This is a genomic window from Ruoffia tabacinasalis (assembly GCF_005864045.1).
Classification (GTDB): domain Bacteria; phylum Bacillota; class Bacilli; order Lactobacillales; family Aerococcaceae; genus Ruoffia; species Ruoffia tabacinasalis.
In genome coordinates this window covers 13,727-32,559 of record NZ_VBSP01000018.1, presented here as the reverse complement: position 1 = coordinate 32,559, position 18,833 = coordinate 13,727, and the positions used below count along the sequence as shown (strand labels likewise).

Here is an 18,833-nt window from a genome sequence, read left to right as displayed (position 1 = left end):
TCGAAACAACTAAAAATAGTTGCTTCGGCTTTTTTTCTTAGACTTTTGTTGGCTTGATTAATACTAATAGGCATTAAATTATCGTCTTCTCATATATAAAATTTATATTTGTCTTTTCACTTGAGATAGTGTTAGAATATTTTTAGAGCTAAGACAAAGGAGTTATTTTGAATGAATCACAAAACAATTATGGAGTTTCATGGGGGCTTAGATACGATCGGCGGTAATATAATCTCGCTAGTGTACAATGGCTATCGTATTATTACAGATTTTGGGGCAGTTGTAGGTGTTGATATTAATGAATTAGCATATCAGAGAAATACGCAAGCATTATATGATGACAACAAATTGCCTAAAATTGATGGTCTATTTAGACAAGAAGCTTTAGAAGGTAATTCAACATTAAGTTATGAAGCTTCAGACTTAAAAACGATTGTATTAATTTCACATCTACATTTGGACCATGTGGGGAGCTTGGCTCATTTACATCCGGAAATTCCTGTCTATGCAACCGAGACAGCGGTTGCTTTATATCATTCGTTGAACAAGCACGAATTTCTACCGGACTATCCAGTAAATTGGACACCAGTAAAACCCGGTGAGACGATTGAACATGGTGAGTTTTCAATTACTTTTCATCTAAGTGATCATGATACGGAAGGGGCGGCAAGTATCTTTATTAAAGCTCCTGATGTTAAAGTGATTTACTCAGGAGACTTGAGATTAAGTGGTTTCCATCCGGAAAGAGTGATGGAGACAACGATTAAAGCAAAAGCTTTCCAACCAGATATCTTATTACTTGAGGGAACAAGTTATAGTTTCAGCGAAACGATTGAACCATCTGCACTTGATAAGGCATTAGAACCACTGATTGAACGCTTAGGCAGTCACACAGAATTTGGCTTAATGCGAGACGTACGTGCTTTAATTAAAGACTCAGATAAATTAGTAGCATTTAATGGTTATCCACAAAATGTGGATCGCGTGGTTGAATTAGCGCATTTATTCAATGAGTATAAACGCACATTTGTACTGCAAGCGAGTCTATATAATCTAGCATTCGAATATGTCAAAGACTTAGATTATGTCGCTCCTTTAGCAACGGAAGATGCGAGCTTTGGTGTGAGTATTCAACAAATTCAGGAAAACCCTGAACAATTTGCACTTCAAGTGGATGAATTTACTTACGAGCAGCTATATGATTTACCAAAAGGAATCTTACTTCATTCAAATGGTGTTCCTTTAGGATCATTCATGGAAGGTTATGAAACTTATATTCGTGGCTTACACGATAACGGTTGGCGAGTGGTTGATGCGGGTGTGTCAGGACATGCTTCTAAAGAAGATTTATTAGCGGTTGCCTACACAATTAACGCAAAAGTCACCGTTCCTTGGCACACAAAATTGCCAGAACTATACAGTGAAGCCCTTGAAACGTATGGAGTTACAACTTGGTTACCTGAATATAACAAGCAATATTCTATCGATTCAATGAAGGAACTGAGTAAGTAGAGGAGAGATAAAGTGAGTCAACAAGTTATTAGATTAATTGTAACAAGCGATACCCATGGACATTGGTTAAATCAACCAGATAATCCTAAGGCATCTTTATTCAATACCGCAACTTGTATTGAAAATTTAAAAGCCAAAGATGCTGCTGTGACTTTAACGATAGACCTAGGTGATTTTATCCAAGGGTCATCTTTTGCAACCTACTTGAGTCAAGAACGTCAAGACGGAAGAGTTATTGCTCGAGCAATGAATGTGATTGGTTATGACTATCAATTGATTGGGAATCATGAATTTAACTTTGGGCAAGATTACCGCGACCAGATAATTGAAGATTTGAATGCGGATTTACTTGTCAGCAATATTATTGATGATGCGACGGGAAAACCATTTTTAGGTAAACCCTACGATATCATTGAGCGAGAAGGCATTAAGATTGGTATTGTAGGAGTAACAACTTCTTATATTCCAAACTGGGAATTGCCCGCCCATTATGAGGGGTTACGATTTGAGGATGCCTTTGAATCCGCTAAGTATTACGTTGAAATAGTGCGTGACCAAGTGGATGTTGTCATATTAGCGTATCATGGTGGTTTCGAACGAGATTTAGTCACTAAGGAACCTTTAGAAGAATTAACGAAAGAAAACCAAGGGTCTGAAATGTTGGCGGGTATTGAAGGGGTTGACGTCTTATTAACAGGTCATCAACACCGCGAGTTGAATCAACAAGTGGGCCAAACTTACGTCATTCAACCTGGCTATGCCGGTGAAATTGTAGCCGAAGTCGAAATTGAATTAACGGATAATCAAGAGGTTTCAGGAATAAACGGTACACTTCATAATACGTCTCAATGTGAGGTTAACCAAGCAGTTAAAGCTGTCATGGAACCTGAAATTACTGATGGAAATAATTGGTTGAATACCGTATTGGGTGTCGCACCTTTAGAACAAGTGACTACAAGTCCGATTGATGCGCGTCTGAATGGCCATCCATTTATTGAATTATTAAATCAAATTCAATTCGATGAAACAGGGGCTGATTTTAGTTCTGTGGCTTTAGTTAATGACGCTTTTGTAAATTTCCACGGTGAAATTACGAATGAAATTTTATTAAAGAGCTATCCTTTCTATAATCTAATCGCTAAAGTGAATGTCACGGGTAATGACCTATATGAAGTCATGGAATTCAACTTACAATACCTAGAAGTAAACGCTCAAGGTAATATCCAGGTGAATCCAGAATATGTTGAACCTAAACCAAGACATTATAACTTTGACGTCTATAGTGGAATGACTACAACCGTTGATATGACACAACCTGTTGGGCACCGTGTGACTAGTATTGTCGATGATCGAACTGGAAAAAAGCTGGATAAAAATGCTACTTACAGTGTGGCCTTATCTCAATACCGAGCAGTCGGTGGGGGAGACTTTAAGTGGTACGGTAAAGAAAAAATTGAATCAATCTCAAATATTGATATCGCGACTTTAATGAAAGATGCTTTAGGCAATTATACTCAAGAAAAATGGGACTATATTAATTCAAATTATCAGCATCTCAAATGGGATCCTAAATTAGATATCGCTGATATGAATAATTTATGAGAATAATTAAGATAAGATTATTTTACATAAAATTTACACAAAATTTACAGTAACTTGATATACTAAAATAACTTGAGAAGGATGAGGTGTCAGTATGCAAGTAAGATTTGAAGACGTAACGCTGAAATTTGGGGATAGAACGGTTTTAGACCGTATTAATTTCACCCTGCCTAGTAGCGAATTAATTTCATTTTTAGGCCCAAGTGGTAGTGGGAAATCAACCACATTGTATCTCATATCAGGTTTGTTAGATGCAACAGAAGGAAAAATCTACTTTGACGATAAAGAGGTCACGAATTTAGACCCAGTTAAACGGGGTGTTGGTTTAGTATTCCAAAACTATGCGCTTTATCCACATTTAACCGTCTTAGAGAATATTATGTTCCCTTTAAAAATGGCTAAAGTGAGTAAAAAGGAACGCCGTCGCATCGCCACTGAAATGGCGGAGTTAACTAAGATCGGCGATCAACTAGATAAATACCCACGTCAATTATCCGGTGGTCAACAACAAAGGGTAGCGATTAGTCGTGCCTTAGCGAAATCACCGTCAATTCTATTAATGGATGAGCCATTAAGTAACTTGGATGCGCGTTTGCGTATTGAAATGCGTGAAGAAATTCGACGTATTCAAAAAGAAACGGGTGTTACAACCGTGTTTGTAACCCATGACCAAGAAGAAGCTTTAAGTATCGCAGACCACGTTATGGTCCTAGACGATGGGGAAATTCAACAAATGACAGATCCTGTTACTTTATATGAAGACCCTAAAAACTTATTTATTGCGAAATTTATTGGGTCGCCAATTATTAATATTTTTACAAAAGAATCGCGTTCTATCAATAAAAAACACTCATTCTATAATAAAGACTGGTTCCACTTTGGAGTTCGTCCAGAACATCTAGTTGTAGCTAATGAGGAATCACACTTATTAAGTGCAACAGTTGAACGTATCGAACGTGTAGGTAAAGACATCACAGTTCATTTAAATAATGACAGTGAGAAATTCATTGTTTCTGATGTCGATACTGAAGGCTTAAATGTTGGCGATACAATTTACTTTAATGCCGATGAAGCAAACACTTTATACTTCGACATAGAAGGGAATCGCCTGGAAAGCAGGGATAAAGATGAATAAGAAGGCAACAGTAAAAAGTACTTTAGTCTCTTTACTTTATTTAGCACCAGCCATTATTTTTATTGGTATTTTTACGATTTATCCAATCTTTAAATCGATTGATATGAGTTTTTATACAGACTTTAATATCTTTTCGGGTGAGATTAATGCTCGTGGGATGGATAATTATCAAGAGTTACTCACTGACCCTGAGTTCTTCAAAGCTTTAAAGAACACAGCAATTTATGTTATTGGTGTAGTACCTGCATCGATTACTATATCTTTGTTTGTAGCTGTATTACTGAATTCAATTCCTAAATTCCAAGGCTTCTTCCGTTCTGTTTACTTCTTACCTTTTGTAACGAGTACGGTTGCGATTTCAGTAGTTTGGAGTTGGCTTTACCACTCTAGATATGGCTTAATTAACTATATCTTAGGACTCTTTGGTGTTGATGCCATCAACTGGCTAGGAGATCCTGATAACGCGATGATAGCCGTCATTATCATGGCGATTTGGAAGGGGTTAGGTTTTAACATCCTGCTTCTATTAGTTGGATTAAATAATATTAGTGATAATTATTATCGCGCCGCTAAAGTTGATGGGGCAGGAGTTTGGGCAAGATTTACAAACATTACTATTCCACTCTTAAGACCGACATTGTTCTTATTGTCAGTCGTTGGAACGATTAATTCATTTAAAGTGTTTGATGAAGTCTTTGCTTTATTCAATGGACGACCTGGACCGGCAGGCTCAGCAACGACCGTTGTTTACTATCTATTTAGAAAATTCTACGAACAATTCGACTATGGTGTCGCTGCGGCATCTGGAATTGTCTTATTCTTAATTGTACTTGTGATAACAATCATTCAATACCTTGGTAATCGGTATTTTGAGAAGCGAGGTGGGCAAGCATGAAAAAATTCTTACAATTATTTTCAATTTATTTAGTACTTTTTCTAGGTGGTATCTTGATGGTGTTACCATTCTTCTGGATGGTGTCAACCAGTTTGAAGTCAGCTGGAGAAGCGATTGCGATTCCACCGACTCTTTTACCAAGCAATTGGTTGTTTTCAAACTATGAAGAAGCGCTCGAAGCAGCGCCGTTCGCTCGTTATTTCGTAAACAGTGTGATTGTCACGGTGGCTTCCACTGCGGGTGAATTATTTACTAGCATATTGGCAGCTTTTGCCTTTGCTAAACTTAAATTTTGGGGTAAAGATTTAATATTTATAATATTGTTAGCTACGATGATGGTCCCAGGTGAATTGATGACCATCCCGAACTTTGTTACTTTAGCAAATTGGGATTTAATTAATACTTATTGGGCATTAATCATTCCATGGTTAGCGAGTGTATTCTCGATCTTTACTCTAAAGCAGTCGTTTGAATCGATCCCAGATGCTTTATATTATTCTGCGAAAGTGGATGGAAGTAGTGACTGGCGTTTCCTTTGGGAAATGATGGTACCACTATCTCAATCATCGATTGTCGCGGTGATGATATTGAAGGTTATCGGAAGCTGGAACTCATTCATGTGGCCACTGATTGTTACAAATGATACTAGTCTACGTACATTACCTGTCGGACTTCAAGCATTTACAACAGAAGCGGGTACGAAATTTGAGTTATTAATGGCTGCCTCAACGATTGTTATTGTTCCTATGGTTATCATCTATCTATTGTTGCAACGTTACATTATTCAAGGTATCTCAAACTCTGGACTAAAAGGTTAGTCAATATATCCTCAGGAGGGAATTATTTAATGAAGAAATTTAAATTATCAGTTGCTGCTTTAGCGGCATCAGTATCAGTAAGTGCATTTGCACCATTCACTGCCCAAGCACAAGAAGAGCCAGTAGAAATTACTTTCTGGCACGCAATGAACGGTCCTCACCAAGACATGATCACTGAATTAGTTGAAGGATTCAACGGTTCACAAGACCAATATGTTGTTGTTGAACAAAACCAAGGTGACTACAGTACTTTACAACAAAGTATTATGGCATCTGGTGTGTCTGGTGACTTACCAACAATGTCTCAATTAACAAACTCAAATACACCTGATTACCGTGATCAAGGTTTATTAACGCCATTAGACGCTTACTTAACAGAAGAAAATGGTTGGACGGACGAGTTAAAAGACGGAATCTTTGAAGGGTTCATGACTGGTGTTACTTATGATGATGGAATCTATGCAATGCCATTCTCAAAATCAGTTCGTTTAATGTTTGTTAACCAAGATTTATTAGACGAAGTTGAAGCTGAAATTCCAACAACTTGGGCTGAAGTTCAAGCTTTAGGTGAAGCTCTTGACGAAGCTGGTTTAGAAGAAGAAGCAATGGGATTAGAAAACTCTATCTCAATGGAAGTTGAAACAATGGCTCGTCAAAATGGTGCAACTTGGATTTCTGATGATTTAACAGAAGTTGAAATTGCTTCAGAAACTGCCACTGAACCTGTACAATTCATTAAAGATTTAATTACTAATGGACATGCACGTCAAGCTGGAGAAGACGGATTCATGTCAGGTCCATTCTCACAAGGTGCAAGTGCATTATACATCGGATCTTCAGCTGGTTTAGCACACGTATTACCAGGAATTGAAGAAAATGGAATTAACATGACTACAGCTGAAATTCCAGTATTCAACGATGGTGAAAACTTAACTTTATTCGCTGGTAATGATTTAGGCTTATTTGAATCAGCTTCAGAAGAAGAACGCGCTGGTGCAGCTGCATTCTTAGCTTACTTATTAGAAGGTGAAAATACAGCTAAATGGGCAATTGGAACTGGTTACTTACCAATCACTCAAGCAGGATTAGATTCTGACTTATGGCAAGACTACTTAGCTGAAAACCCACTTGTAGAAGCAGCATCAGCAGAGTTAGACTACGGTCAATCACAAGTTCCTTATGTAGGATCTTCAGAAGTATTCAGTGAAATCGAATTAGCTTTAGAAAATATTATGATTAACGACGCTGACGTTCAAGCTGAAATGCAAGGAATCGAAGACTTAGTTAAAGGACATCTTGGAGTAGAGTAATCTACTATCCGCAACAATAGAATAGATAACAAATACACTCACTGAAATTTTAGTGGGTGTTTTTTGCTTTTAGGATTGTGAATCTTAAATATTTGTGCGATTCAGATTAAACTAGCGACAAATGATAACTCCATTCGTCTTTAGATGGGCTAACTCAAGCCAAACGATAAGTCCATTCGTCTTTAGTTGAGGTAACTCAAGCCAAACGGTAACGCCATTTGTCTTTAGTTGACCTAGCTCAAGCCAAACGGCAAGTCCATTTGTCTTTAGTTGACCTAACTCAAGCCAAACAGTAACGCCATTTGTCTTTAGTTGACCTAGCTCAAGCCAAACGGCACTCACATTTGTCTTAAGTTACAAAAGGAATCCTTATTAGTTACAGCTAATTTAAATTAACGGTATTCTTCAAATTAAGCATATTATAGGTGTCCCAGACAGCTACCTTTATCTATCATGCGCCGATAGATATCAGACCTATATCACCAATTTATAAATAAACACTGATGTAACTTGATAGCAAATAAATTACATAAAAGCCATAATGATGGCTTTTTTATAAAAAATGTGAAAAAAGTGTTCTGAATTAGGGACTTTCTGTTATGATTGTATGAAAACTCGTATGATGAATTAAAAAAGGAGAAAATGATCTACGGTTGGTGGATCGTCATTGCGATTCTAATCAATATTTCGTTACTAGGTCCAGCTGCAGTCGCTCTAGCCAATATATTCCAAACATCGGTTGCAATAGAATTGGCAATCAATAACAGTGCCTTAGCAATTAATAATGTGATTGTTCTAGGAATTGGGATTTTTGTTTTAACGATCGTTTCAAAAAATTTATAAGGTCCACATTTTAATAAGACTTATTTAATGGGTATTATATCGTCTATTATCGGACTTGTAAGTTACAGTATTTCTCAAATTCAATCTTCCCGGCTAAAGAGTATTCTAATGCCAATGGTTATGGTCAATCAGCTCAACAATTAGGCATGGCGATTGGTTCATTAGCGGTTGCAGGGATTGTGGATGTAAGTGGTGGTTGCAATACGGCTAGGATCGTAATGACAATCTTAGGAGTTGTTGGCGGTGCGTCATGGTTAGTCGCAATTACAAACTCTAAAACTACGTAAAGTAATAATATTAAACTCCGGAACAGAGAAAGTCTGTGTCCGGAGTTTTTTGTGTGTCAAGATTATTTTTTAAAACTAAAATACCCCTGTAAAGCACGGTTAAATGCTCTACAGAGGTAAAGTATATAGAAGGGTAATTCAATTAGAATGACGCCATAACGATAAAGTTTAGGATGAATAGACCCATTGAAATCCATAAGATAGGGTGAACCTCTTTCGCTTCGCCTTTAACAATCTTTACAAGTCCATATGTAATGAAACCTGCTGCAATCCCATTAGAAATTGAATATGCCAGTCCCATGAAGACAGAAGTGAAGAAGGCTGGAACAGCGACTGAGAAATCAGACCATTCAATATCAGCAAAACTTGAAACCATTAAGATACCAACAATAATTAAAGCTGGTGCCGTTGCTGCTGTCGGAACAATACTTATAACTGGTGCTAAAAATGCTGCTAAGATAAAGCATATAGCGGTTGAAACTGAAGTTAATCCTGTACGACCTCCAGCTCCGATACCTGCAGCTGACTCAACGAAAGTCGTTGTATTAGAAGTACCAAACATCGCACCAAAGACAGTACCAATTGAATCGGCGAATAATGCGCGGTCCATTTTTGAAGTAATTCCTGTTGAATCTTCTAATTCTTGAATATCTTTATCTGTAAAGATTCCTGTACGACGACCTGTTCCAATGAATGTACCAATTGTATCGAAGACATCCGCCAAACTGAATGCAAAGATTGTCATAATAACGACTGGTAGTTTTGACAGATCAGAGAATAGGGAAGGTAAGCCGGCTGATGAAAAGATGACTAAGAAAGTATCTTTCAATTCAACAAAAGCATCCGCTAAAGTATTTTCAGAGAAATCAATCGTTGATAGATCAACTAAGCCAAATACCATCGCTAATAAAGTTGTCGCAATAATACCAATTAAAATTGCACCTTGAACATTTAAAATCATTAAAGCAATTGTAATGAATAATCCAATAATAACAACAAGAACCGTTGGTTGAGTTAAGTCAACTAACTCAGGTAAAATTCCACCACTTGTGACAACTGATTCAACGACACCGTTAATTTCAGTCCCGCCCGCTTGACCATTCACAGAGACGATATTTGATGCATCTGAAGTGAACTGTAACAAACCAGCATTTTTAATACCAAGGTAACCAATAAATACTCCGATACCGGCTGAGATTGCATGTTGTAAAAATTCTGGGATCGCAAGGATTAACATCTTACGAACTTTAGTTACTGTGATTAATACGTTAATTATCCCACAGATGAATACCATGGATAAAGCTTCTTGCCAAGTAAAGCCTAAAGCAAAGACAACTGTATATGTAAAGAATGCATTCAGACCCATACCCGGTGCAAGTGCATAAGGGACATTTGCAAATAATCCAATAAATAATGTCGAGATAGCTGATGCAAATAATGTCGCTAGAAACACTGCCTGAGAAGGCATGCCAGATAATGCTAAGATACTAGGGTTTACAAATATAATGTAAGACATTGCTAAGAAAGTTGTAATTCCCGCAACAATTTCTGTAGAAACGGTTGTGTTGTGTTCTTCCAACTTAAAAAAACGATTTAAAGCGTTCATTTTCTTCCTCCTAAAAGATGTTTATTACGCTAGTAAGTATAACAACGGACTTCTGAAATGCCTAGACCGAAACAAACGATTCGTATATATTCAGAGATGAACGTTCGTGTTTTTGATAAAAACCCATCTAAAATAATATTCACAACATATGTAGCTCATTATATACTCGTTGGCAATTATGATATAATCTATTATATGTAGGAAGAAGGTGACTTAGTATGACAAAAGAAAAAGCTTTTGTAATCGGCGATATCCATGGCATGTATCATTCGTTAGAGGTCATGTTATCTCATTGGCGCCGGGATGAAGAGCAACTAATATTAGTCGGAGATTATATTGATCGCGGACCCAATTCGGACTCTGTGTTAAAGACCGTAAGAACTTTACAAAAAGAGCATAATGCGATCCTTTTACGAGGCAATCATGAACAACTTTTCTTAAATTACTTACTTGAACCACGAAAAGAATGGAAACTTTATAAGAAAAATGGTGGTGCAACAACAATTTCCCAATTACTACAAATCCAAATCGAAGACGTTGAAGCACAAGCACCGGAGGAAGTAGTGGAGAAACTCCTTGAGAAAGAACCGTGGCTGATAGAATGGCTGGAAAGTTTAGTTTATTACACAACTTTTGGTAATCATATTATTGTCCATGCAGGAGTAGACTTTACTAAATCAGATTGGCGTTACACTTCTTTGCATGATTTTTTATGGATTCGAGAAGGGTTTCATTATGAAAAAAATACGACCGGTCGCAACATCATCTTCGGCCATACACCTGTTCAAACATTGCATGAATCCGTCGAACCTTGGCAACGTGATGGCAAATGGGGTATCGATGGTGGGAATGTTTATGGCGGAAGCCTAATTGCTTTACGCATTGATCGAGAAGAAGTGAAGGATGTCGTAGTATTAAGATAGGAGATTTTTAATGGCAACAGTTATTGATACAGCAGATTTAATTAAACAAATTAATCAAGAAACAAAAATTAGTTCCAAGCAAATCCAAGCGGTACTGAATTTATTAAGTGAAGGGAATACGATTCCATTTATCGCCCGTTACCGTAAAGAAGTAACTGGATCACTGGATGAAGTTCAAATTCACGATATCGAACAAAAATATACCTATGCGAAACAATTGGGCGAGCGAAAAGAAGAAGTCGTTCGCTTAATTGCTGAACAAGAAAAATTAACCGATGAGATTGAACGAAATGTTATGAAATCTTCAACCTTACAACAAGTCGAAGATATTTACCGTCCGTTCAAACAAAGTCGCCGTACAAAAGCGATGACAGCGAAGGAAAATGGCCTAGAACCATTAGCCGAGTGGTTATTATCAGTTGAAGCAACGGATGCAACTCCAGAAGCAGAAGCAGAAAAATATATCAACGATGAAGTGCCAACCGCACAAGATGCATTAGCAGGTGCACATGAAATCTTAGCTCAAGAAGTGTCTGATAACGCACAGTTCCGTGAATTTATTCGTAAATACACGCGCTATAATGCTAAAATCGCAACTACACTTAAAGATGAAGACAAAGATGAGAATAAAGTGTATCAACAATATTATGAATTTAGCGAATCGTTAACGACATTGATGTCTCACCGAACGCTTGCAATTAATCGTGCAGAAAAAGAAGGCGTCATCACAGTGAAAATTCAAGTTGACGCTGATCCAGTTATTAAATATATGTCGAATCGTTTCATTCCTAAAGAGTTAAATGAAGACAAGAAAGAGTTAGTTCAATTGGCTGTTGAAGACGCTTATAAACGCTTCATTGGACCAGCCATTGAACGTGAGATGCGGAGTGAAGCAACGGAAGAGGCCAGTCAACAAGCGATTAAAGTCTTCGGTGAGAACTTACGTAACCTCTTACTACAACCACCTTTAAAAGGACGTGTTGTCATGGGCTTTGACCCCGCATACCGTACGGGGTGTAAATTAGCTATCATCAATGAAACAGGTCGAGTATTGGATAAAGGTGTTATTTATCCACATAAACCTGCAGCAGGCCCTAAACGTCAAGCAGCTAAAGGCGAGTTATTAGAATTTATCCGTAAACACGATGTGGATATCATTGCGATCGGTAATGGGACAGCTAGTCGTGAGTCTGAACAATTTGTTTCAAATCTAATTAAAGAACATAACTTGGACACACAATTTATCGTGATTAATGAAGCGGGTGCTTCGGTATACAGTGCGAGTGCCATTGCCCGTAAAGAGTTCCCAGACTTCCAAGTTGAAGAACGTAGTGCGGTATCAATTGCTCGTCGTTTACAAGATCCGATTGCTGAATTAATTAAGATTGATCCGAAATCTATGGGGGTAGGTCAATACCAACATGATGTGAGTCAAAAAGATTTAACGCAACAATTAGACTTTGTGGTCAACATTACCGTTAACCAGGTTGGAGTCGATTTGAATACTGCTAGTATCCAATTATTGGAGCACGTTTCAGGCTTGACTGCAGCCACAGCTAAGAATGTGATTGCACTTCGTGACGAAATAGGTCACTTCTCAAGTCGTGAACAAATTAAAGATGTCAAACGTTTAGGTCCTAAAACTTATGAACAAGCGGTAGGTTTCATGCGTATCTTAGGCGGGGAAAATCCATTAGACCAAACGAGTATTCACCCGGAAAGTTATAAAGTGGCTTTAGATATTTTAAATCAGGCAAATGTTAACGTAAATGATATTGGTTCTGAAGAGGCGATTGAAACACTAAAATCACTCAAAGCCAGTGACTTAGCAACCCAATACGACTTAGGTGAAGAATCTATCTCAGATATTCTAGATGGGTTAATGCATCCTACGGCAGATGTACGTGACGGGCAAGATGCGCCAGTACTTCGTGCGGACGTCTTATCAATGGAAGATTTGGATGAGGGGATGCAACTGCAAGGAGTCGTGCGCAACGTGGTCGACTTTGGAGCCTTTGTTGATATTGGAGTGAAACAAGATGGTTTAGTACATATCTCAAAACTCTCTAAAAAATTCATCAAACATCCCTCTGATGCCGTTTCTGTTGGAGATATTATTGAAGTCGAAGTCATTTCTTTAGATCGTCAAAAAAGCCGCATTGGGTTAAAGAGAATTTTTAATAAAGAGTAAAGACAAAAAAACACGGTTGCTTCTAACGAAGTCACCGTGTTTCTTTTATATACTGAGTTTATGATGCGATCGATGGGATTTGAACCCACACATCCTTAAGGACACTAGCCCCTCAAGCTAGCGCGTCTGCCATTCCGCCACGATCGCGTGTTTTACTTAAATTAAAGGACAAGATTTATAATAGCACAAACGAAGTTTGGAATCAATGTTTCATAGTGAAGAGAATAGAGTATATAAATCTGTTAAAGAGTTTTTATAACTGAGTAAAGTCATGGTTTTGATATAATCATAGTGTAAGTTATTAAATTTAGAAAGTATCGTAAACTTCTTAGCAGCTTCTCAAGGTACAGATATTGACTTCTTTGAAGCTCATCCAAATCTAGATGAATTGCAAAAGAACCATATTGAAGATATTCATGACTAGATTTTACGTGATAAAAATCACCAAAGTGTCTTTGCATGGAGCTTACTGAATGAGCCAAGCACAACAACAGAAGCAGCGAATGAATATTTCGGACCATTATTTGAAGCAGCTCACAAATATGGTCCGCAACAACGTCCACGTATATTTGCCTTAATTATGTATTCAACTCCAGATGCTTGTAAAAGTTATCACCATGCTGATTCCCTATGTATGAACCGTTATTACGGTTGGTATGTTAAAGGTGAATCAGACTTTGAAGGTGCTGAACGACTATTCCGTGATGAGATGGACGCTTGGGTAGAACTCGATTTAAATAAACCAATGATTTTTACTGAATATGGTACAGATAATTACATCGGTGAATCAAAACTACCATCTGTGATGGGACAGAGCAATACAGGGATGGGTACTTAGATATGTATCACCGCGTGTTTGCTGATTATGACATGGTTCAAAGTGAGCAAATTTGGAACTTTGCTGATTTCCAAACTGTTGAAGGTCTGATGCGAGTGAACGGAAATAGAAAAGGTGTATTCACACGTCAACGCCAACCAAAACGCGTCGCTTATAAATTAAAAGAACGCTGGGAAAATATTAAATGAATTTTAAACGAAGCATCCTATTAGTTTAGGGTGCTTTTTCTAATGTGTGAATTTTGTGTTATAAAACTGTGTAAAAAAGGCTATGAGATTGCTATGTAAGCGCTTTAGTGGTAAAGTATAAGTATAGAAGAGAGCACTTAAGTTTGAAATTGAAAGAGGTGGGAACGATGAGAAAAGTAAAATTATTAATGGTTCCTTTAGCAATATTGACACTTGCTGGCGCAATGAACACGAGCGTTGGAACCGTCATGGCCCAAGCAGACGCAGACTACAGTACAGGCACAGTGATTACTCATACGGTTAGACCAGGCGAATACCTCAACAAAATCGCAAACGACTACGGCGTAACAGCTAACGAATTAAGATTATGGAACCATTTAACAACTGATTTATTACAAATTGGGCAACAATTAAAAATCGTCACAGACGCTGAAACACCACCGCCAACAGGCTCAGTATATACAGTAAGAGCTGGAGATACTTTATGGCGTATCGCTAACACTTATGGTGTAACAGTGAATCAGATTAAATCATGGAACAATCTATCATCTGATTTCTTATACATTGGCATGCGACTTGTTGTATCTGATCAAGGTACAACACCACCTCCATCTGAAGGATTAACTTATACAGTCAGATCAGGGGATACATTATGGAGCATTGCGAATCGTTACGGCGTAACGGTTAACCAATTGAAGTCATGGAACAATTTGTCATCTGATTTCTTAGCCATCGGCATGCGCTTAAATATTAGAGGTGGCGACAATCAACCGCCATCACAAGAAACCGTTCACCGAGTACAGCCCGGCGACACATTATTTAACTTAGCTTACCGCTACGGAACTTCAGTCAATCAATTAAAAGCATGGAACAACTTAACATCAGACTTAATCTATATCGGCACTTACTTAAGAGTGTCACAACCATAATATAGATTGAACAGCGCCAACCACTTCGGTGATTGGCGCTGTTTTTGTGTTGGGAGCGGGGTGCAGGATTTAATTTCCCCTGTCATTCGGTGACAAGTCCCGTTAAGTGTTTAATTTCCCATGTCATTCGGTGACCCGTCCTGTTAGGCGTTTAATATCCCCTGTCATGTGATGACGTGTCCTGTTAGCCGTTCAATTCCCCCTGTCATGTGATGACGTGTCCAGTTAGCTGTCCAATTTCCCTTGTCATTGTGTGACCTGTCCAGTTAGGCGTTCAATATCCCGTGTCATTATGTGACCCGTCCCGTTAGCCGTTTAATTTCCCCTGTCATTATGTGACCCGTCCCGTTAGCCGTTCAATTTCCCTTGTCATATTGTGACCTGTCCCGTTAGCCGTCCAATTTCCCCTGTCATATAGTGACAAGTCCCGTTAGACGTTTAATTTCCCCTGACATCCAATGACAAGTCCAGTTAAACTTTCAACTCCAATCCAAACAAAAAGCACCGACCGAAGTCGATGCCAATCGCATTTTATATAAATGTTCGTTTCTTGATCTCTCCCCAAATCACTTGGCCTTTTGTCACTAGCATATAAATCAACACAATTAAACCAAAACCAAAGGAAATTAGGGAAGGGGTTTTAAATTGAATCCAACCGATTAAAAGGAAGATTATCGGCACTAAACTTAAGATAGCTACGGCAGCCCAGTATAGAACATAATCACCTGGTTTCATGCGGGTCATCCGTGCGGTGATGATCATACTAATTAAAGTCGAGCTACATATGATAGGAACTGCATAAGTTAGCGACCAAGCTGACCAACCAATCGTGTAATCTAAGTAAATGCACATGAGGGACAAGATGATTAATAAATAAAGTAAGCTTTTGGCAATGTTACGACGCTTGCGAATCAAGGTCAGCACTGCCAACCACATTGTAATTATTCCAAAGGCTGCCCCTTGAAACAATTGGATACGACCGTGATAGAGTAAGCCAATCCCAAGAATAACTGCCACAACAATTAAAGAGAAAGCCATCAAAAATTGAGTAATGAAACGACGATTAAATTGCAAGGGCACATCTGGCATTGAACTGGATGTGACTGGAATATTACTATCAAGAGGCGCCTCACAAAGAGGGCATTTATCCCATTCACCTTTCACACTTACTTGGCATTCCGGACACTTACGCATCATAACGACCTCCCAACTCTTCCTCAGTCACTTTGTTTACCGTCATCGTCACCGGAATATTCTCGTCACTTAAGAACCTAACATAATGACGGTAAATATCCGTTTCAATAAATGGGGACGTAAAAGTTATCGTCAATACATCATTATGACTAATTGCGCAAAACTGCGGACGAACCGCAATCGTATGGAAGTAAACTTGATGAATCATTTGATCAACTAAATAAGGGAAACTAACTAGACCAAGATTGGAAATCGCAAAAGTGAGCTTACGATTATTCATGTAATTAGCAAATTTTAAAGCCAAATCTTTAATCGGTCGTAAAATAATCCGACTTAAAGGATGGTACTCATATTGAATTAACTGACTAAGCCAACTTTCTAAAGTTTCTTTCTCTAGTTGCGGATCTAGCTGATTTTTTAATTCCTGAGAAATTGCTTCTAAAGAATTGTCACCATTCTTCTTATATTTATATTCCAACCGCGTCACCGCAAAGAAATTTCGTGCGGAATCAGAAGGGAAGAACTGGCGTAAATTCACTGGCACAGAGACCGCCATCGTCTCATTCCCTTGAAAATCCGGTTCGGCTTTACGAATCGATTCCATAAAAACTGCAGTCAGATAAACTGTTAAAGAAACATTCATCGCTTTCGCTTTTTTCAAAATACCTTTGACTGGCATTTCCAATTCAACGACGCGCGGACGGTAATCTGACGTGTAAGTTCCTTTGTAGTGATAGACTTTTCGACTCGGTTTGGGTTCCTTTTCAACCGCAGGGAATAAGAAGTTTTTTGCCTTAGCACCGACCGTTGTAACTCCCCGTAAAGCCGACTGAGCAGCTTTCGAAAAGTTCAATTGATCCTTTCGTCTAAAATGGCGCTCGAAACTGTCTTCACTCGATTGGTCATGAATATAAGTCGAAACTTCAACGTCTTCATCTTTTAAATCAGGATGTTTTAAACTCAAGTACTCGGTAATTAAATCTTGAAAGAACCACATCGCTCCCGTTCCGTCAGATAAGACGTGAAAGACCTCAAGACTCACGCGCTTCTTCCAGTACATAACGCGAAATAGTAAATTCCGTCGATCGAAAAAATATAAAGGGCTACAAGGCGTGTTCGTATCCGGCTCTACTTTGGGCTTCAAATCACTTTCTTCCAAGTAATACCAAAAGAAACCGCGTCTTAATACACTGTGATAAAGTAAATTTTGCTCAAAGACTTTATTCAAAGCTTGTTGTAACAAGTCAGGGTCCACAGTATCAGTGACTTCAGCACTAATTCGAAACACTTTACTATCACGGTTAGACATCGCCGCTAAGAATATATTTGATGCGTTATCTAGGCGAACCCATTTTTTACGTTGATTAACTTTCTGATTCTCCACGTATGTCACTCCTTCTCAAGTGATTCTCTAAAAAGTCTTTGATTAATAAATACGTTGTATCAATAATATCTTCATTTAATGGGGCAAATAGAAAATTATGAACAGTATCTTTTGCACGCATAATTTCCACTTGGTTCCCAGCTTCTAACAACATGTAGCCATAAACTTCACCTTCATCACGTAAAGGGTCAAATTCAGATGAGATAACTAAAGTGTCCGGTTGATTACTAAAATCCTCAGTCATTAACGGTGCGATGTACGGATTCTGTCTTTTGACCTCGTCCGGTTCATACATTTCCATATATTCCTGCATTTTCTTTGCTGTGAGTCCATAGTCATAGCCATTCTCCTCAACACTTTTAAAAGGAGACGCTTCATCGTGGCGCCAATACGTCACAGGATTAATTAAAATTTGTTTACTTGGTAAAGGCTTGCCTTCATTGCGTAAGCGTAAAGAAACGGCTGCAGCTAAATTTCCTCCAGCTGAGTTTCCAACAATAATAATATTTCGCGCGCCTTTAATTCCCGTTAAATCCGGACGTGATAAAAGTACTTGAGCGACGTGATAACAGTCATCGAAACCAGCAGGATAAGGATTCTCAGGTGCTTTTAAATAATCAACCGCTAAGACAATCCGCCCCATTTGATCAGCCAAACGACGACAATCTTTTGTATAGGTATCTATATTTCCTAAAACCCAGCCCCCACCATGAAAGAATAATATAATGTCACTACTCATCAATTTTTTTGGACGAAAAATACGAATCGGAATTTCATGACTTTGATCTGCAGAATAAATCTCCTGATCCAAATACTGAAAGCGGGATTTAGAAGGGGTGACAAAAACCTTTTGTAATTGCCGTACGAATTTGTATGATTCATGCATATTAATCGTTGGCGATGATAATAATTCTAATGCAAAACGTTTAAGAGTATTCATATTACTACCTCATAATATTTAGTTTTCTTCAGTGTGTCGTATATCAAGAGAAGTGTCAAGTTGTTAGTAAAAAATGATCAAAAAATACTTATAAGACTTATAAAATGATAATTTCGACACTTTTCCGTTTAAAGCGACACTATGGGAATTCAAAATATCACATTACCGTCAAAAGCTACACAATGATAATTCAAAGTGATGCTTTCTACATAATTCCTCCAAAAAATCACAATTCTCA

The 18,833-nt window shown here is 38.1% G+C and carries 18 protein-coding genes and 1 tRNA gene; 13 read left to right on the top strand and 6 right to left on the bottom strand.

Annotation, left to right across the window (positions count from 1 at the left end; genetic code table 11):
- Positions 1 to 171 precede the first annotated feature (171 nt).
- From FEZ33_RS06385 to FEZ33_RS06360, 6 genes are all read left to right on the top strand, one after another.
- Positions 172 to 1,512, top strand: a complete 1,341-nt coding sequence (locus tag FEZ33_RS06385; protein ID WP_138404572.1) for an MBL fold metallo-hydrolase — start codon at positions 172 to 174, stop codon at positions 1,510 to 1,512.
- Between the two features lie 12 nt (positions 1,513 to 1,524).
- Positions 1,525 to 3,114: a bifunctional metallophosphatase/5'-nucleotidase gene (locus tag FEZ33_RS06380; RefSeq protein WP_138404571.1), complete on the top strand. Its 1,590-nt coding sequence runs from the start codon at positions 1,525 to 1,527 to the stop codon at positions 3,112 to 3,114.
- A 94-nt stretch (positions 3,115 to 3,208) separates the two neighbouring features.
- Entirely contained in the window at positions 3,209 to 4,249 is a 1,041-nt protein-coding gene (locus FEZ33_RS06375) for an ABC transporter ATP-binding protein (protein ID WP_138404570.1), read from the top strand.
- Entirely contained in the window at positions 4,242 to 5,144 is a 903-nt protein-coding gene (locus tag FEZ33_RS06370; protein ID WP_138404569.1) for a carbohydrate ABC transporter permease, read from the top strand. The genes FEZ33_RS06375 and FEZ33_RS06370 overlap by 8 nt, the downstream gene beginning before the upstream one ends.
- Positions 5,141 to 5,962 (top strand): carbohydrate ABC transporter permease, encoded by an 822-nt coding sequence (locus FEZ33_RS06365; protein ID WP_138404568.1) that lies wholly within the window; start codon positions 5,141 to 5,143, stop codon positions 5,960 to 5,962. The genes FEZ33_RS06370 and FEZ33_RS06365 overlap by 4 nt, the downstream gene beginning before the upstream one ends.
- Positions 5,963 to 5,991: 29 nt before the next feature.
- Positions 5,992 to 7,272 carry an ABC transporter substrate-binding protein gene (locus tag FEZ33_RS06360; protein WP_138404567.1) on the top strand — a complete coding sequence of 427 codons (1,281 nt, stop codon included), beginning with the start codon at positions 5,992 to 5,994 and terminating at the stop codon, positions 7,270 to 7,272.
- A 111-nt stretch (positions 7,273 to 7,383) separates the two neighbouring features.
- Here FEZ33_RS06360 and FEZ33_RS06355 read toward each other — a convergent pair whose 3' ends face one another.
- Positions 7,384 to 7,614 carry a hypothetical protein gene (locus FEZ33_RS06355; protein ID WP_138404566.1) on the bottom strand — a complete coding sequence of 77 codons (231 nt, stop codon included), beginning with the start codon at positions 7,612 to 7,614 and terminating at the stop codon, positions 7,384 to 7,386.
- A 300-nt stretch (positions 7,615 to 7,914) separates the two neighbouring features.
- On the opposite strand from FEZ33_RS06355, the gene FEZ33_RS06350 reads away from it, so the two are divergent.
- Both FEZ33_RS06350 and FEZ33_RS12425 read left to right on the top strand, forming a co-directional pair.
- Entirely contained in the window at positions 7,915 to 8,115 is a 201-nt protein-coding gene (locus tag FEZ33_RS06350; RefSeq protein WP_138404565.1) for a hypothetical protein, read from the top strand.
- Positions 8,116 to 8,261: 146 nt separating this feature from the next.
- Positions 8,262 to 8,402: a hypothetical protein gene (locus FEZ33_RS12425; RefSeq protein WP_171031308.1), complete on the top strand. Its 141-nt coding sequence runs from the start codon at positions 8,262 to 8,264 to the stop codon at positions 8,400 to 8,402.
- Between the two features lie 142 nt (positions 8,403 to 8,544).
- On the opposite strand, the gene FEZ33_RS06345 is transcribed toward FEZ33_RS12425, so the two are convergent.
- Positions 8,545 to 10,008: an NCS2 family permease gene (locus FEZ33_RS06345; protein WP_138404564.1), complete on the bottom strand. Its 1,464-nt coding sequence runs from the start codon at positions 10,006 to 10,008 to the stop codon at positions 8,545 to 8,547.
- Between the two features lie 218 nt (positions 10,009 to 10,226).
- Between FEZ33_RS06345 and FEZ33_RS06340 the strand changes: the two genes are divergently transcribed.
- Positions 10,227 to 10,931: a metallophosphoesterase family protein gene (locus FEZ33_RS06340; protein ID WP_138404563.1), complete on the top strand. Its 705-nt coding sequence runs from the start codon at positions 10,227 to 10,229 to the stop codon at positions 10,929 to 10,931.
- Positions 10,932 to 10,941: 10 nt separating this feature from the next.
- Positions 10,942 to 13,122 (top strand): Tex family protein, encoded by a 2,181-nt coding sequence (locus FEZ33_RS06335; RefSeq protein WP_138404562.1) that lies wholly within the window; start codon positions 10,942 to 10,944, stop codon positions 13,120 to 13,122.
- 64 nt (positions 13,123 to 13,186) lie between these two features.
- On the opposite strand, the gene FEZ33_RS06330 is transcribed toward FEZ33_RS06335, so the two are convergent.
- Positions 13,187 to 13,269: transfer RNA gene (locus FEZ33_RS06330), tRNA-Leu, on the bottom strand.
- Positions 13,270 to 13,546: 277 nt separating this feature from the next.
- Between FEZ33_RS06330 and FEZ33_RS12865 the strand changes: the two genes are divergently transcribed.
- The 3 genes from FEZ33_RS12865 to FEZ33_RS06315 all read left to right on the top strand — a co-directional run bounded on the left by FEZ33_RS12865 (position 13,547) and on the right by FEZ33_RS06315 (position 15,077).
- Positions 13,547 to 13,960: a glycoside hydrolase family 2 TIM barrel-domain containing protein gene (locus tag FEZ33_RS12865; protein ID WP_138404561.1), complete on the top strand. Its 414-nt coding sequence runs from the start codon at positions 13,547 to 13,549 to the stop codon at positions 13,958 to 13,960.
- A 2-nt stretch (positions 13,961 to 13,962) separates the two neighbouring features.
- Positions 13,963 to 14,148, top strand: coding sequence for a glycoside hydrolase family 2 TIM barrel-domain containing protein (locus FEZ33_RS12860; protein ID WP_138404560.1), 186 nt, complete (start codon positions 13,963 to 13,965; stop codon positions 14,146 to 14,148).
- 167 nt (positions 14,149 to 14,315) lie between these two features.
- Positions 14,316 to 15,077, top strand: coding sequence for a LysM peptidoglycan-binding domain-containing protein (locus tag FEZ33_RS06315; protein ID WP_138404559.1), 762 nt, complete (start codon positions 14,316 to 14,318; stop codon positions 15,075 to 15,077).
- Between the two features lie 531 nt (positions 15,078 to 15,608).
- On the opposite strand, the gene FEZ33_RS06310 is transcribed toward FEZ33_RS06315, so the two are convergent.
- The 3 genes from FEZ33_RS06310 to FEZ33_RS06300 are packed head-to-tail and all read right to left on the bottom strand — an operon-like array spanning position 15,609 to position 18,595.
- Positions 15,609 to 16,274, bottom strand: coding sequence for a DUF6320 domain-containing protein (locus FEZ33_RS06310; protein WP_138404558.1), 666 nt, complete (start codon positions 16,272 to 16,274; stop codon positions 15,609 to 15,611).
- A complete protein-coding gene (locus FEZ33_RS06305) occupies positions 16,264 to 17,655 on the bottom strand; it encodes a condensation domain-containing protein (protein ID WP_235888783.1) in 1,392 nt (463 codons plus the stop codon). Before FEZ33_RS06305 ends, FEZ33_RS06310 begins: the two co-directional genes overlap by 11 nt.
- Complete coding sequence (locus tag FEZ33_RS06300; RefSeq protein WP_138404557.1) at positions 17,636 to 18,595, bottom strand: alpha/beta hydrolase; 960 nt, start codon at positions 18,593 to 18,595, stop codon at positions 17,636 to 17,638. Before FEZ33_RS06300 ends, FEZ33_RS06305 begins: the two co-directional genes overlap by 20 nt.
- Between the last annotated feature and the right edge of the window lie 238 nt (positions 18,596 to 18,833).